Below are 15,992 nucleotides of genomic sequence, written 5' to 3' on the forward strand. Positions count from 1 at the left end.
TTTCCTTTCAAACTCTTATTAAGCTAGCTTTTAAACCATTTTATGGCTCTTATTTAATGACTACCAATTTGTTACCAATGATATGTGCAATGTATAGCTTTGAAGAAGATGGGGGTATTAGCAATGGTAGCCTTCGGATAAAAATGTTAAAGGTCAAGATAACATTATTCTTTTAAATCTATAATATTTACACTAAAGTGTTCATTCGTATTTAAATCCTTAACCTGTATCTTATCATCTTTATCCGTACTTATACTTTCAAGCCACACAGGATTATTTTTATACTTTACTTCTATAATTCCTTTAGATTCAAGTATTTCTTTCACCCTATTTTTATCCAAAACTATCATCTCCTATATATAGCTTTACATATAAATTGCTGAATTATACTCCTCACAGAGATCTTCTCTGCACAAAATAATAAAGTTAATCAAATTCTTCTAGAATTTAGGTGGAGTTTGCCTATAAGAGCTGATCTACTACTAAATTTATTAATTTCAAAATGAATATTAAACCAATTCACGTTTGCAATAGGACAAAATTGTGAGGACTACAAACAAAGGAATGGAAATAATCGCTGCGCCAATTATTACATATGGTGCCCATAAACTAAAAGAGCCTAATTTAAGAAAGGTAAGTCCCACAAGTTCACAGCCAAAACTATTTCCAAGACCTGTACCCCCAGATGGCAAAATCATTCTAATCCAATTCATAATATTGCTTCCAGAAATAGAACTAAGTATAAGGGGCAATATACAAAATACAATACTTATTATAATTGAATTAGCTGTATTCTTGCATCTTGCAGATAAAAACAGTGTAAAGCTGACAACTGCAATAAGTGTCAACATGCCTGCAGTTGCAGTAATCATCTGGGTTTCACCAACACTTACAGCAGGCAGGCAGATAACTCCTACACTTTGAAGTGATGCCTTTAGACTATCCCATCCAAACACCTTGTTTTCAATAATACTAAATATAGAAATACAAATTGCAAAGGTTATGCTGCAAATTAAAATAGCAGAAATTACTTTACATACAGAAAGTTTTGCTTTGCCATATTTAGTACACCTCAATATACTGTCTGCCCCTGTCTGATATTCTGCAGAGAATATTGGAGCAGTAATAAATGTGCATATAATTACTAAAAGAAAAATCAACATAATAAGATAGCTTCCGGCATCACTGCTGCCATAGCCATATATGAATTTAAAAGGTTTATCTACTTTTTCATACATGGAAAGTGCCTTCCTTTGTGATACAGGATCCAAAACTCTTTCTTTTATTTGTTCAGTATATTTTTTATAGAAATTTGCCGCAACCTCTTCGGGAGAAATCTTACTTAAATCTGCAGGTGCCTTTGTATTTGGATCCGCATATACACTCTCCAACCGATATATTATATATTGAACCGGAAGTATTTTTTCATTATAGATATCTTGGGGGATATCGTCACTATAAATACTTCCATATTTCTTTGTGACTTCCTGATAATTTTCAACTGCTTTATGTATTTTATCTGGTGTGATCTCTCCCTGTACCATCAGTCCTTTTTGGGCTTCTATAGCTTTTATTCCAGAAATCGATACCTGCTCTCCATCTTTATCAACATAAGTATAATGGACATATGATATGGGAAAGTATGCCATAATTCCAGTCAATAAAATGGCTGCCAACAGCAAAATCCATGTTGAACGAGTTCTTAGCACCCTCTTCAATTCCAAACAAAAAATGCTCATATCAAATTTTCTCCTTTCCTGTTCCATCTTGAGGGAAAAGCCATAAATACAGATCCTCAAGCCGTGGAACAGCATGTTTTGAATCAGGTACATCTGGTGTATTTGACAAATACCTGATAGAAAGATTTCCATCTTCCTCATTTAGTACATTCACAATGCGGGCAATTTTTTCATAATGGATAAGTTGTCTAGGTGATATTATGCTCTCCCATACCTTTCCTTCAACAGTTTTTACAAGTTCTTCAGTAGTCCCCATGGAAATAATTTCTCCATCTTTCATAATTGCATTACAGGTAGCAATATATTCCACATCGGAAACAATATGAGTAGAAATCAACACAATTCTATTCTGTGCAAATTCAGAAATAAGTTTGCGAAATTTTACACGTTCCCCTGGATCGAGACCACTGGTTGGTTCATCTAATATTAAAACTTCCGGATCATTCAAAAGGGCTTGTGCAATACCTACCCGTCTCTTCATTCCTCCAGAAAGTTTAGAAATTTTCTTTTTTCTGACTTCAGTAAGAGTAAGTATTTGAAGCAATTTATCTATTTTTGCCTTTGTATCATCTTTAGTAAGACCTTTTAAAGCAGCAATATATTTCAGATAATCCATCACTGTAAATTCAGGATAGAAACCAAAATCCTGGGGTAGATAACCTAAAATATCACGATAGGCTCCCTTAAGTACACCAATTTCAATTCCATCATATAATATCCTTCCCGAGGTTGGTACCATAATACCAGCAATCATTCTTATTAAAGTAGTCTTTCCGGCACCATTTGCACCAAGAAGTCCCCATACACCAGAGGATATATTCAAGCTTACATTGTTAACAGCAATTTTATCTTTATATTGCTTGATCAAATTACAAATTTCAAGTTCCATGGTTATCACTCCAATCTAGAAATTAAATTTATTAAACGACAGAATAATCATACATCTTGTTTGATTTCGCTATTAATTGATATACTTGAAAGGCAAGAATTACTGCAAAAAAAATACTAAGTACAATCCATCCGATTAAGGATGTTCTATAGTAAGCCTGTGGTACTAATGTATGGAATAAGAACTGCAGAGGTAATACAAGCAAACAGAAAATTTCACAAATAAATACACCATATTGCTTATGATTACAGCCGAGAATAAAAATACAACCACAACAGCATATTAGGAATGGCAATAGTAAATAGAATATTATAAAAATAGTGGAAATATTCACTTTATTCAACATAATAAGAGCAATAGTAATCAAAAAAGCACTGTCCCCAATAGCAACAATAATTAGTCTGCTTGATACTAATTTAGATATTGACATACATGCAGCTAATTCCACTTCATACATCCTGTATTGTCTTGATCTATGGAGAAATGGTAAACCAGTTATAGTAATAAAAACTGCATAGAAACAAAGCAGATCCGGAATATGACGATTTACAATATATTGAAAATCTCCATCAAAAATTATATTTAGCATCAAAGACATCAAAATCAATATTACTCCCTGATACATCCATACTTTTCTACCTATAAATAAAATTTGACGAAATAAAAATTGAATATAGCCAATTCTCTGTCTTCCTTTATAATTTTCATATTCTTTACACACTACGTTGATAGTCTCATTAACATGATTCTGTGAATATATTGGGTATGTATTAAGAACCTTTTTTAAATCCAAACATAGTTTTTTATTCATGAGCCTATTCTCCTTTTCTAACATTTTTCTTAATTTGTTTCAGTGCCGCCCGTAAACGGGATTGTACAGTCCTAAGTGGTATATTTTCTATCTCTGCGATTTCTCTTATGGATAAATCCTGTGCAAATCTTAATAATACAATTTCTCTATATTTTTCAGGTAAATTTTCCACCAGACACTTCAAGTCCAAATCAGATTCAGTCTGTGCAAATCCATTTTCCATATATGCCAGATTTTCAGGCAGAGACTCCATTCCCTTTTTGCGCCAAATATCAATACATACATTTGAAGCCACTTTATATATATAAGATTTAAATTTTCCACAATGAATATATTTTTTAAAATAGCGAATAGTCTTTAAAAATGTTTCCTGAGTAGCATCTTCTGCCGCTTGACGATTTGGTGTATGCCAAAGGCAGTATCGAAATACATCTGGATAATAAAGATTAATCAAATCTTCCAAACAAGTTGTATTGTCATTTTCAATTTTGTGTAATATATTATATTCTCGAATCAAGTTTTATCCTCCTAAATATCCCTCAAAAAACATCCTCTATATTATATAACGTTTATAAATGCCCAAATGATTTAAAAATTATCAATTAGGTCCAAACTATTTATCTGAAGAAAGATAATATATAAAATCATTTGTGATTTTCTACACTAAAAAAGTGCAGTCACAATGTCAATGACTGCACAAAATATAACTATATTAAATATTAACCGTCTTCATAGCTCTCATGGAATTCAGCACCGCAAGTAAAGTTACTCCCACATCACCAAATACAGCTTCCCACATGGTACCTAAACCAAGTGCTATAAGTACCAATAAGATTACTTTAATGCCTAATGCAAAAATTATATTTTGCATTACGATGTGTCTAGTTTTCCTGGCTATTTTTATGGCTGAAGCAATCTTTGAAGGCTCATCGGTCATTATAACTACGTCAGCAGCTTCAATTGCAGCATCAGATCCTATTCCTCCCATTGCTATACCTATATCCGCTCTGGCTAAGACAGGAGCATCATTTATACCGTCCCCTACAAATATTAATTTGCCCTTTGATGATTTTTCTTTATCAAATGATTCCATCTTTTCAACTTTTTCGTCTGGAAGAAGTTCAGTATAAACTTCTTCTAATCCTAACTGTTTTGCAACTTTAGTTCCAACTGTCTTATTATCGCCAGTGAGCATAACTATTCTCTTAATACCTATATCCTTTAATGCCTTAACCGCTTTTGCTGAATCTTCCTTAACTTCATCAGATATTATTATATATCCCGCATATACTTTATCCACAGCAACATGAACTGCTGTACCCACTGTCTCAACCTGTTCATAAATTATATTTTCTTTGTTCATCAGTTTATAATTACCCGCTAACACTTCTCTACCTTGAATCACAACTTTCACGCCATGACCTGATATTTCTTCATAGTTTTCTATTGAATCCTTAACTATTTCCTTTCCATAAGCGTTTAATATAGAAGTTGCTATTGGATGGTTAGAATAACTTTCTGCATAGGCCGCATAAGCTATAAGTTCATCTTTTGAAATATTGTTTTGTGATTTTACCTCCGTTACCCTAAATACACCTTTTGTAAGTGTCCCTGTTTTATCAAATATTACACCTTCCACACTATTTAAAGCCTCAAGGTAATTTCCACCTTTAACAAGTATCCCATTCTTTGAAGCCCCACCTATTCCTCCAAAGAAACCAAGAGGTATAGATACCACTAAAGCACAAGGACAAGATACTACTAAGAATGATAATGCTCTATATATCCACTGTGAGAAAGTAGCACTTTCAATAAATAATGGAGGTAGTACAGCTAAGGCTATGGCTGAAAAAACAACAATAGGGGTATAATATCTAGCAAACTTTGTAATAAAATTTTCAGTTGGCGCTTTTTTACTACTTGCATTTTGAACTAAGTCAAGTATCTTTGCAATAGTAGAATCTCCAAATTCCTTTTCTACTTTAATAGAAAGCAATCCATTTTTGTTAATAACTCCCCCCAGTATACTGTCTCCTACTCTCACTTCTCTTGGGACTGACTCGCCAGTTAAAGCAGATGTATCTACCATTGAATTCCCTTCAACTACTTTACCGTCTAGAGGTACTTTTTCTCCTGGTTTCACCAATATGATATTGCCCACACTAACCTCTTCCGGTGATACTCTTTTAATATCATCACCTATCTTTAAATTAGCAAAGTCAGGTCTTATATCCATAAGATCCGTAATGGACTTTCTCGAACGATTAACAGCTATTCCCTGAAACAGCTCTCCTAACTGGTAAAAAAGCATAACTGCCACACCTTCTGGATATTGGCCGATAGCAAAAGCTCCAATAGTTGCTGTACTCATTAAAAAATTTTCATCAAATATTTGACCCCTGCTTATATTTTTCAATGCTCTTAAAACTACTTCTCCCCCCACAAGTATATAGGTTATTAAATACATTATCAGTTCCATGACATTTGAGAATTTAAAAGCAGTTGCTATTGCAAAAATTACTGCACCGACAACCAATATAACCATTTTCTTTTTGCTGTTTTCTTCGTGCTCTTCTTTACGTTCATAAATTTTATTTTCAATCTCAACAACATTGACATCTGGTTCTATTCTTTTAACAATTTCTTTAACTTTAAGAATAATGTCATTTTGCTTAGATGGATTCTCTATATCTAAGATAAGCTTTGTGTTCACAAAATCTACCGTGGCAGATTTTATGCCCTTTATATTATTAGATTCTTTTTCTATCCTTGCAGCACAGTTTCCACAGCATAATCCTTGTAATAATACTTCTTTCCTCAATTGTTTGTGTAGGCTTTTTTCAATTACCTTTACATCAGGTTCTAGTTTTTTTACCACATCCTTAGCCGCTGCAATCAGTTCTTTTGTTCTATTAATTTCCCCGATCTCTAAAGTTAACATCTTAGTTGCAAAGCTTACATTAACAAAGTTGATTCCCTCTATTTTGCTAACCTTCTCTTCTATCTTGGCAGCACAGTTAGCACAATCCAATCCTTCCAATACAAACTCTTTTTTTACATTGGAGTCAAATTCCTTTGGTGTAACACTAGCACTACTTTTAATAATATTTTTAGTTACTAATTTTATATTGCTCTTGTTAGGATTTTTAACTACTTTATCCATTCTCCCTTCCCCCTAATAGTTCAAAATTTTTCCCATATATAAGTTAATACCCAGTAAAAAAACCTTACTATGCTCATCATCTAAAATAAATAATAATCTGCTTTTCCATAATTCCTACATCTTTTATGAACACATAAACATATGAGTGATTGTTCATATGTTTATTATATGTAATTATCTTATTAATGTCAATAAACTATGAAGTTCTTTAAAATAGGAGGTTAGATTATTTAAATCTGACCTCCTATTTTTGTATTGAAGTAGATTGGTATGGTTTTATATAATATTGCTCCATACATTAGTCAGCCTTTTTCCATTGTCTTCATAGTATATATATGCTGGCTGCCAGTAATTCCCTATATATTCACGCTGACGAGTGTTTACAGATACAATTATTTTATTTGGAATATCTGTTTTGGATATTTTTATTATATTATATCTTCCTGGGACACCTGGCCATAAACCATTTTTTCCAACGCTTAAAGCTCCGGCTCCAATCATAATCATGTTGGGATTTATATTTTGAGGATTTAAATAGTCAAGGCTTATACTTCTATGAACATGACCATGTAAATAAATCTTGAAATTCTCATTTTGCAGTACATTTGCAAAAGGAATATTATTGTCATAGCCACTTATAATATTTACAGGATGATGCCCTACTGCTATTTTTATTACGTTATTTTGAGGCAGTTGTCTTGAAGCTTTTATCAAACCTTCCGTATCAAAATAAGTTATTTTACGATGAAAATGGTCAATTTGAGCTGAGGTATTCAGCATAAAAAATGCTAATTTTTTATTATCTATAAAATCTCCTAGTATGACTTTAAGCTGTTCTTTAGGATTCTCTGGAAAAGGTACTTTATATAATCTTTCATATAGATATTTACTATAGTTTGTAAATTTTTTATACCACTCTTTACTATCTCTTCTTAAATAAAATAAGTCAGTTCCAATATTAGTAACTACTTTATCTTTAGGCCTTGGAGTGCCAATGGCTAGATGATAGCTGCTCATAGTAATATTCCAACTCAAATCATGGTTTCCAGGTACTATAATTATATTTTTATATGGTACATTAAGCTGTTTGCTCAATATATCTATAAAATGAAATGCCTTCTCAAAGGATGCTTCTGAATTACCACCTTCAACAAAATCTCCACTAAATACTATATAGTCAATATCATTTAAGTTTAAACTGTTTTCAGGATTATCAAAATAAACCTTTTTTAAATCAATAATTAAAAGATATGCCTCATTTTTTTCATCCAGATCCAGTATATAGTGTAAATCACTTAGGTCTAGTATTATTCCTTCTCTTTTAGCCTCTCTACTAATTTTCTTCTGTAATGGAGTTTTTACTTTTTCCTTTAATTTATAATCCACAGCCTCATCCCCAAATTTAATAGTATTTAATTTCTAAAATTTCTATATTACTACTATATAATACTCATCAACGAAGACAAGGTTCTAATGATTTACTTTCATGTCCTAATCTTAAAACTTGGAGAATATTCCTATGATATCTCTTGATAATTCTCTTGATTTTATATGTATTATTAACTCCTCAATGGCAGCTATACTTGCAGTAACACAAATCACATATCCTATAATATTTATATCCAAAAATCTATATGGATATGGAAAACAGAACAAGAGCAATCCTGTTATTTTATTGGCATATGTATGAAGAATAGCAAAGGTATGATATTTGAGATAGACTATAAGCAGTGAAATAACTCTAATAAAGAAAATCCATATTATCCATATTAACATTTTCATTGGAATGCGTATTATTGGTAAAAAGACAATAATTGCAGAACTCATAAACATAATATCTCCAATACTATCAAGTGAGCTTCCCAGCCTACTTGTTGAATTAGTTTTTCTTGCAATATATCCATCAAAAATATCACTAAATCCACACATGGAATACACAATCCAAAATAAAGGACTAAATGGTTTTAGAAATAACAAGCTTACAGATAATACCATTCTTAATATGGATATAATATTGGGTATACATTTCATACTATTTTCCCTTCAAAGATTATTAATATATAAAAAATAATAGTCTCAACGGATAATTGAGAGCTACTATTTTTTCAAACTTTCCATAAAAATATTATCTTATATGTTTAATCATCTATTTTTTGAGGTTCATCATATTTTTTATCAAAGGTTTCTACAGTTAAACTCTTCATTCTTTGATCTTCATAGGGTTTATCATTATAATCTCTTTTCTGTGACACTATTTTGTCTACTTCTTCAATACCTTCTATAACTTTTCCAAAGGCAGCATACTGTCCATCCAGGTGAGGTGCATTATTTGCCATTATAAAAAATTGTGAACCTGCCGAATCAGGAGCCATTGTTCTAGCCATAGAAATCACTCCTTTTTCATGCTTTAAATCATTTTTAAAGTTGTTAGATGAAAATTCACCTTTAATTGAATAACCTGGGCCTCCCATTCCTGTGCCTTCAGGATCTCCTCCCTGAATCATAAATCCTGGTATAACCCGGTGAAAAATTGTACTATTGTAAAATCCATTTTCTACCAATGATATAAAATTATTTACAGTATTAGGTGCAATATCTGGATAAAGCTCTATTTTTATAAATTTCCCATTTTCCATTTCAATTGTAACTATAGGATTTTTCATTTATTTACCCTCTTTCTATAATATGTAATACAGCATATGCCGCATTTATACAATAAACTTTATTAAAACTACTGTCAAGTGGATAATTTTCATTAACTAAATAATTCATTTTGAAAATTAATCCATTTATATTATAATATTAGTAAATTTAAATACATTGGAGGAATATCATATGAAATTTAGTGAATTCAAATATGAAAGACCCAGCTACGATGAAATCAAAAAGTCCATTAATTCTCTTGTGGATGAATTAAAATCAGCTAATAGCTGTGAAAAGCAGCTTGAATGTATAAACCATATAAATAATGTAAGAAATCACCTACAGACCATGGGAACCCTGGCTCAAATAAGACACAGTATAAATACAAAAGATGAATATTATGATAAAGAGAGAAGCTATTGGGATGAATATTCTCCCCTATACGATGAACTGGACTTTACATTTTACAAAGAACTGGTCCAATCAAAGTTCAGAAAAGAATTAGAAAAAAAACTTGGCAGACAATTTTTCATCCTGGCTGAATTTTCTTTAAAATCTTTCTCACCCAAAGTAATAGAAGACCTTCAGCTTGAAAATAAATTGTCATCGGAATATACTAAATTGCTGGCTTCTGCAAGGATCCCCTTTATGGGTGAAACAAGAAATTTATCTGGTCTCACCCCATTTATGCAAAGTAAAGATAGACAAATAAGAAAAAATGCTTCAGATGCCAAATATAAATTTTTTACAGATCATGAAAATGAAATTGACAAAATATATGATGATCTGGTAAAGGTGAGAACTAAAATAGCACAAAAATTGGGCTTTAAAAACTTTGTGGAACTAGGTTATATAAGAATGAAAAGAAGTGACTACACTCCTGAAATGGTAGCTGAATTCAGAAAGCAGGTGGAAAAGTACCTTGTACCTGCTGCCTCAAAACTTTACAAAAGACAACTGGAAAGGCTTGACCTTGATACTCTTACCTACTATGATGAAAAATTTGAATTTACAACAGGAAATGCCAAACCAAAAGGCAGTCCACAATGGATAGTTTCAAATGCCAGTAAAATGTACTCTGAATTATCTGCAGAAACCGGAGAATTCTTTAGATTTATGCTGAAGGGAGAACTTTTAGATCTGGTAACTAAAGAAAATAAGGCTGGAGGTGGGTACTGCACCTATATACCAGAGTATAAGGCACCTTTTATATTTTCAAATTTCAACGGAACTTCAGGAGATGTGGATGTTTTAACCCATGAAGCCGGCCATGCCTTTCAGACTTATCTATCCAGATGGATTGAAATTCCAGAGTGCATATTTCCAACCTATGAAAGTTGTGAAATACATTCAATGAGCATGGAGTTTTTCACCTGGCCCTGGATGAATCTATTTTTCCGGGAAGATGCAAATAAATACAGATTTGCCCACCTTGAGAGTGCTGTGAAATTCATACCTTATGGAGTTACAGTAGATGAATTTCAACACTATGTGTATGAAAACCCAGAGGCAGCCCCTGAAGATAGAAAAAAAGCTTGGAGAACCATAGAGAAAAAATATCTGCCTCATAAAAATTATACCGGCTGTGACTTTTTAGAAAATGGAGCATGGTGGTTCCAGCAGTCCCATATATTCAACGTACCTTTTTACTATATAGATTACACTCTTGCCCAGATATGCGCCCTTCAATTCTGGAAAAAAGCAATGAACAATAGAAAATCTGCCTGGGAGGACTATATAAGGATATGTAAAGTTGGAGGTACAAAGTCCTTTTTGGAACTTGTTGAAATCGCCAATCTCAAGTCCCCTTTCCAAGATGGATGCATAAGTTCAATTATTGAAGCTATAAATAACTGGTTCAATTCAATAGATGATAAAAAACTATAATTCAAATTTGTATAATTCAATCAGCTTTACAACTAAATTTTTTATAAAATTATAGATATATACAATAGACCTAGAGTCCATGCTTTTATGATTTTATCAAAAAAAATGGTAATTTAAAATAAATTTTATTCTATATGCTTGTTATATTATTAACATTGATAATTTTACTTATAAAAAAGTATTGACAAAAACATATATACGGTTTAGAATTAAATTCATCAAAGAAAAGCGATGATGGAGACAAGTAGGAAAAATATTCCACCAACAGTGAACTGGGGACAGTGTGAACTCAGGAGGCAGGGTTTTTTTGAATAACACTCCGAAGTTGCAAACCGAAATATTTGTGTATTTAATTTAAACCTCTTAAAGCAGGTTCAAATAAAGTAGGAGCGTCGTATTCCATGCGTTATTTGGATACCAGTATTAGCTGGAAAGAGACCAATTATATTATGGTAAATTAGGTGGCACCACGGATAAGCGTCAATTCGTCCTATTATTAAGACGAATTGACGCTGTTTTTATATCTAAAACAAATTATGAAAAGTCGGCTGACTACACTTTTGCAGGAGAATCAAAACTTCAGTATTTCAGCTTTGTAAATAAAATTCAAAAAGATATTTATTAAACTTATTGTATTAGGAGGAATATTATATGTGTACGATCATGTGTTATACAGGAACAGATATGAAACATGGAAAATTTGCAGAGGCTCTTCAAAGAACGGAGTCCAGAGGGCCGGACATGATGGAAATTCTTACTTTGCCCTCCGGTATTTTGGGATTTCAAAGACTTTCTATTATGGATTTAACTTTTAGCGGAATGCAGCCATTTACCAGAAAAATGGATGCAGCTATCTGTAACGGTGAAATCTACGGCTTCCGTGAGATCAAAAAAGATCTTATAAAAAAAGGACATAGATTTATTTCCGATAGTGACTGCGAAATATTACTTCCCATGTATTATGAATACGGACTAGATATGTTTTCAAAATTAGATGCGGAATTTGCAACTATTATCTACGATGGAAAAAAGGACAGCTACATTGCAGCCCGTGATCCAATTGGAATTCGTCCTCTATTTTATGGCTATTCTGAATCAGGTAAAATTATATTTGCAAGTGAAGCAAAAAATTTAATTGGTCTTACAGACAAAATTATACCATTTCCACCAGGACATTATTATACTGACGGTAAATTCACATGTTATTGTGATATAGCAGCAAAAGAGGGGGACTATTGTAAAGATGATCTGGAAATTATCTTCAATAAAATTCATGATAAATTAGCGGCCGCTGTGGAAAAACGCATGGACGCCGATGCTCCTGTAGGTTTCTTATTAAGCGGCGGCTTAGACAGCTCATTGGTATGTGCAATTGCCCAAAAAATGAATCCTAAAAAACCGATTAGAACATTTTCTGTAGGTATGACTGAAGATGCCATTGACTTAAAATATGCAAAAGAAGTTGCAGATTATATTCACAGTGATCATACCGTTGTCTATATGACAAAAGAAGAGGTGCTCAAGTCACTGGACGAAGTTATTAAAATTCTTGGAACCTACGATATTACCACAATAAGAGCAAGTATGGGAATGTATTTAATCTGCAAGAAAATACATGAAATTTCTGATATAAGAGTTCTTCTCACCGGTGAAATTTCCGACGAATTATTCGGATATAAATATACTGATTTTGCCCCAAATGCGGAAGAATTTCAGAAGGAATCGCAAAAGAGAATTCGAGAACTTTATATGTACGATGTACTTCGTGCAGACCGCTGCATCAGCTCAAATTCCTTAGAAGCAAGAGTACCCTTTGGAGATTTGGACTTCGTAAAGTATGTTATGTCCATAGACCCTGAAAAGAAATTAAACAAATACAACATGGGTAAATATCTTTTAAGACGTTCATTTGAAGGAAGTTATCTGCCACATGATATCTTATACCGGGAAAAAGCAGCATTTAGTGATGCTGTAGGTCATTCCATGGTGGACTATTTAAAGGAATATGCAGAAACATTCTATAGTGACGAAGAATTTGAAAAAATATGTGAGAACTATGAATATCATGCTAGACCATTTACAAAGGAATCATTGTTATATAGGGAAATTTTTGAAAAATACTATTCAGGACAAGCAGAAATGATAGTAAACTTTTGGATGCCGAATAAAGAATGGGAAGGCTGTGACGTAAATGATCCTAGTGCCAGAGTATTGTCAAATTACGGTGCCAGCGGTAAGTAATTTATGACAAATAACCAGCATGCCAGACTATTAAGTTAGTAACATGCTGGTTTGCTTATAGCCTGTCCTTAAATAAATTTGCCCATTCATTTGCCACAGCATTTTTTGTACTTTTTACCACTGCCACAGGGACAAGGGTCATTTCTTCCCACTTTAGGTTCTTCTCTTATGTAAGTATCTTGAATCCTCTGCCAAAGATCACAATTCCCGTTATTTCCTACATTATTAAATAACTTTTCCCCCCCTATGCCTTCAAGGGCCATTTCAAGCCTGCCTCCACGGCTTTTAAAATATTTCTCATGCTCTTTAATCATTTTATTTCTCTCACTACCATTAAATGCTTTTTCAAAAAAATCTTTTAACTCCTCATATAAATTAAAATATTTTTTTGAAAGTGATATAACATATTTTCTATATTTATTTATATGCGTTAAAAATTGATGCTCCGCCCCACGAATATAAAGTTCTGAGCCCATTGACTCCTCAGGCAATATTTTACTAGTTACAAAACTCACAAAATCTTCATGGTACTCCTCATCTTTTTCCAAACTCAAAAGTTCTTCTTGAAATTTACAGAATCTATCCACCTTCAATTTAAGTTTTCTTATTTCTTCATTACCCGATGTAATTTTTTCTGCCTTTTCTAAGATTTCTTCAGCAAGTCCAAACATTTCGGCTTCAACCATTCGTTTGGAAATCATAAGTAATATCCATGCTACATGTTCTTTTTCATCTTCTTGTTTAATTACTTCATCTGATAACTTTTCAAGATTTTCTTTCATACTTTCAAAATTACCTTCTTTTAAATCTATAATGAAAATGGCAAGGTAAGCACTTATAATAAAGTTTTCATTTTCTTTTCTTTCAATTAATTCATAAAGGACTTCCTTAGCTTCTTTAATATTGTTTCCTTCCATGTGTGCCTGGCTAAGACCCAACCATAAGGAAATATTGTCTTCATCTAATTCTATGGCTTTTTCAAAACTTTTAATTGCTTTTTTATGCCATCCCCTCATTAAATATGTCTTAGCTAGATATCCGGCAAAACTTGCATTATCAGGTTCTGCTTTCACAAGTTCTTCAAATATCTTTATGGCCTTACCATTATTGTTATTTTCAATACATACCTCCCCAAGAAGACTTTGTATTACCAATATATCTGGAAACTCCTTATGTAATTCCTCTAAAATTTTAATAGCCTTTTGATTTTTACCTTTTTTAAAAAGTTCATTTGCAGCATCAAATCTTCCTTTGGCATCGCCAGGCACATTAATAAAACTATCATATTCTTTTCTAGTTTTTTCATTACTTAATATTTCATAGGCCTTTCGAATTTCCATAAACTTTTCTGAAAATCTTTCTGACGGGTATTTTCTCACCATTTTGAAATAAGATTTTTTTATTTGTGCAGAATTGGTATCCTGGCCTATTTCTAAAATGTCATAATAGGTATTCATTTAATTTATCTCCTCAATTAGTTATTAAAAGGTTCTTTTATCATACTAATAATCCTTTAAATTTTTTCACTTTCCAAGATTCGGATAAATGGCATCGACTTTATTATACCATATTAAGGCACTACCTGGCTGCCAAATATCTAAATCCCTAGTAGAAGACTATATAAACTCTTTTTAAGTTTACAATAAGTAATTTTTTGCAATAATATCTATTCTAAACTGTTAATTAATTGTATTCCATGACACTTTACTACTTCATTACAAAAAATAATAGATTGGTTAATACTGCTTATACTTTTATTAGATTTTCTTAAAATATTATTTAATAACTAAATATCCTTTTAAAACATATAATATGGTGTATGTTTAATTCTAATAAACAATCAATATAGAAAGGATTTTCCCTATGCCATATAACTATTATAGACAATGCCCTGCAAATCATTATCCTTATGTAATACAGCCTGGAGATACATTATATAATATTTCACGAAGATTAGAAGTCAGCATTCAAAGAATTATTGCATCAAATCCTGGAATAAATCCATATTATCTCAAGGTAGGCCAGATTATATGTATACCTGCCTGTCCTCCAAATTATACTTCTAGAATCATTCAACCAGGAGATACTCTATATAAAATTTCACGAGAATACAATGTCAGTGTAGAAAGCATTTTGGACGCAAATCCAGGTATTGATCCAAACTATTTAAGAGTTGGTCAACGTCTATGTATACCTCCATCAAATTCAGAATCCGAAAATTGTGAAAAAACCACATCTGCCATGCAAGACGATATTGATGTCTTAAAAAATGAAAGTACCGTCCAAAAAACTCACGAATCAAATTATAGAAATTCTACACAAACAACTACTACCGCTACAGTAACTGAGAGACAAATACGTTTTAATGCTGTAAATGTAGCCTTTTCTGGAAATTATAGTGGACATTACACTTCTGGAAAAAGTTATCCATATTATGCTGATGCATCATCGGGGGGTCAAAGAGGTATAAATGTACGTGATAATTTTGGAGTATGGCATTCCTTTAATTATCGTGTACCGTTAACTTAACAGCTTCCTTATGAAATTGTATATTCTTGTCTCCTATCACTTTTGATAGCTCTTTTACAATTTAATCGACAATGTATAATTAATATTAAT

At 32.2% G+C, this 15,992-nt stretch carries 13 protein-coding genes; 3 read left to right on the top strand and 10 right to left on the bottom strand.

From position 1 onward, the window contains the following. Positions 1-164: 164 nt before the first annotated feature. The 9 genes from BS101_RS12710 to BS101_RS12750 form a co-directional block, all read right to left on the bottom strand. Positions 165-341, bottom strand: a complete 177-nt coding sequence (locus tag BS101_RS12710; RefSeq protein WP_073539158.1) for an H-type small acid-soluble spore protein — start codon at positions 339-341, stop codon at positions 165-167. Positions 342-509: 168 nt separating this feature from the next. Continuing rightward, positions 510-1,739: an ABC transporter permease subunit gene (locus tag BS101_RS12715; protein ID WP_073539159.1), complete on the bottom strand. Its 1,230-nt coding sequence runs from the start codon at positions 1,737-1,739 to the stop codon at positions 510-512. 1 nt (position 1,740) lies between these two features. After that, entirely contained in the window at positions 1,741-2,628 is an 888-nt protein-coding gene (locus BS101_RS12720; RefSeq protein WP_073539160.1) for an ABC transporter ATP-binding protein, read from the bottom strand. Between the two features lie 31 nt (positions 2,629-2,659). Further along, positions 2,660-3,439, bottom strand: coding sequence for a hypothetical protein (locus BS101_RS12725; protein ID WP_073539161.1), 780 nt, complete (start codon positions 3,437-3,439; stop codon positions 2,660-2,662). 4 nt (positions 3,440-3,443) lie between these two features. Beyond that, positions 3,444-3,956, bottom strand: coding sequence for an RNA polymerase sigma factor (locus BS101_RS12730; protein WP_073539162.1), 513 nt, complete (start codon positions 3,954-3,956; stop codon positions 3,444-3,446). A gap of 195 nt (positions 3,957-4,151) precedes the next feature. Further along, positions 4,152-6,602 (bottom strand): heavy metal translocating P-type ATPase, encoded by a 2,451-nt coding sequence (locus tag BS101_RS12735; RefSeq protein WP_073539163.1) that lies wholly within the window; start codon positions 6,600-6,602, stop codon positions 4,152-4,154. A gap of 276 nt (positions 6,603-6,878) precedes the next feature. Next, positions 6,879-7,988, bottom strand: a complete 1,110-nt coding sequence (locus tag BS101_RS12740; protein ID WP_073539164.1) for a metallophosphoesterase family protein — start codon at positions 7,986-7,988, stop codon at positions 6,879-6,881. A gap of 111 nt (positions 7,989-8,099) precedes the next feature. Next, entirely contained in the window at positions 8,100-8,633 is a 534-nt protein-coding gene (locus BS101_RS12745; protein WP_073539165.1) for a CDP-alcohol phosphatidyltransferase family protein, read from the bottom strand. 107 nt (positions 8,634-8,740) lie between these two features. Further along, positions 8,741-9,265 carry a peptidylprolyl isomerase gene (locus tag BS101_RS12750; RefSeq protein WP_073539166.1) on the bottom strand — a complete coding sequence of 175 codons (525 nt, stop codon included), beginning with the start codon at positions 9,263-9,265 and terminating at the stop codon, positions 8,741-8,743. A gap of 172 nt (positions 9,266-9,437) precedes the next feature. On the opposite strand from BS101_RS12750, the gene BS101_RS12755 reads away from it, so the two are divergent. Beyond that, entirely contained in the window at positions 9,438-11,132 is a 1,695-nt protein-coding gene (locus tag BS101_RS12755; RefSeq protein ID WP_073539167.1) for a M3 family oligoendopeptidase, read from the top strand. A gap of 651 nt (positions 11,133-11,783) precedes the next feature. Next, positions 11,784-13,373 carry an asparagine synthase B gene (gene asnB, locus BS101_RS12760; protein WP_073539168.1) on the top strand — a complete coding sequence of 530 codons (1,590 nt, stop codon included), beginning with the start codon at positions 11,784-11,786 and terminating at the stop codon, positions 13,371-13,373. Positions 13,374-13,459: 86 nt separating this feature from the next. On the opposite strand, the gene BS101_RS12765 is transcribed toward asnB, so the two are convergent. Next, a complete protein-coding gene (locus BS101_RS12765; RefSeq protein ID WP_073539169.1) occupies positions 13,460-14,830 on the bottom strand; it encodes a tetratricopeptide repeat protein in 1,371 nt (456 codons plus the stop codon). A gap of 406 nt (positions 14,831-15,236) precedes the next feature. Here BS101_RS12765 and BS101_RS12770 point away from each other — a divergent pair, with 406 nt between their 5' ends. Further along, a complete protein-coding gene (locus tag BS101_RS12770; protein ID WP_073539170.1) occupies positions 15,237-15,902 on the top strand; it encodes a LysM peptidoglycan-binding domain-containing protein in 666 nt (221 codons plus the stop codon). Positions 15,903-15,992 lie beyond the last annotated feature (90 nt).

Origin of the sequence: Clostridium kluyveri (genome assembly GCF_001902295.1) — a bacterium.
In the GTDB taxonomy this organism is placed as follows: Bacteria; Bacillota; Clostridia; order Clostridiales; family Clostridiaceae; genus Clostridium_B; species Clostridium_B kluyveri_B.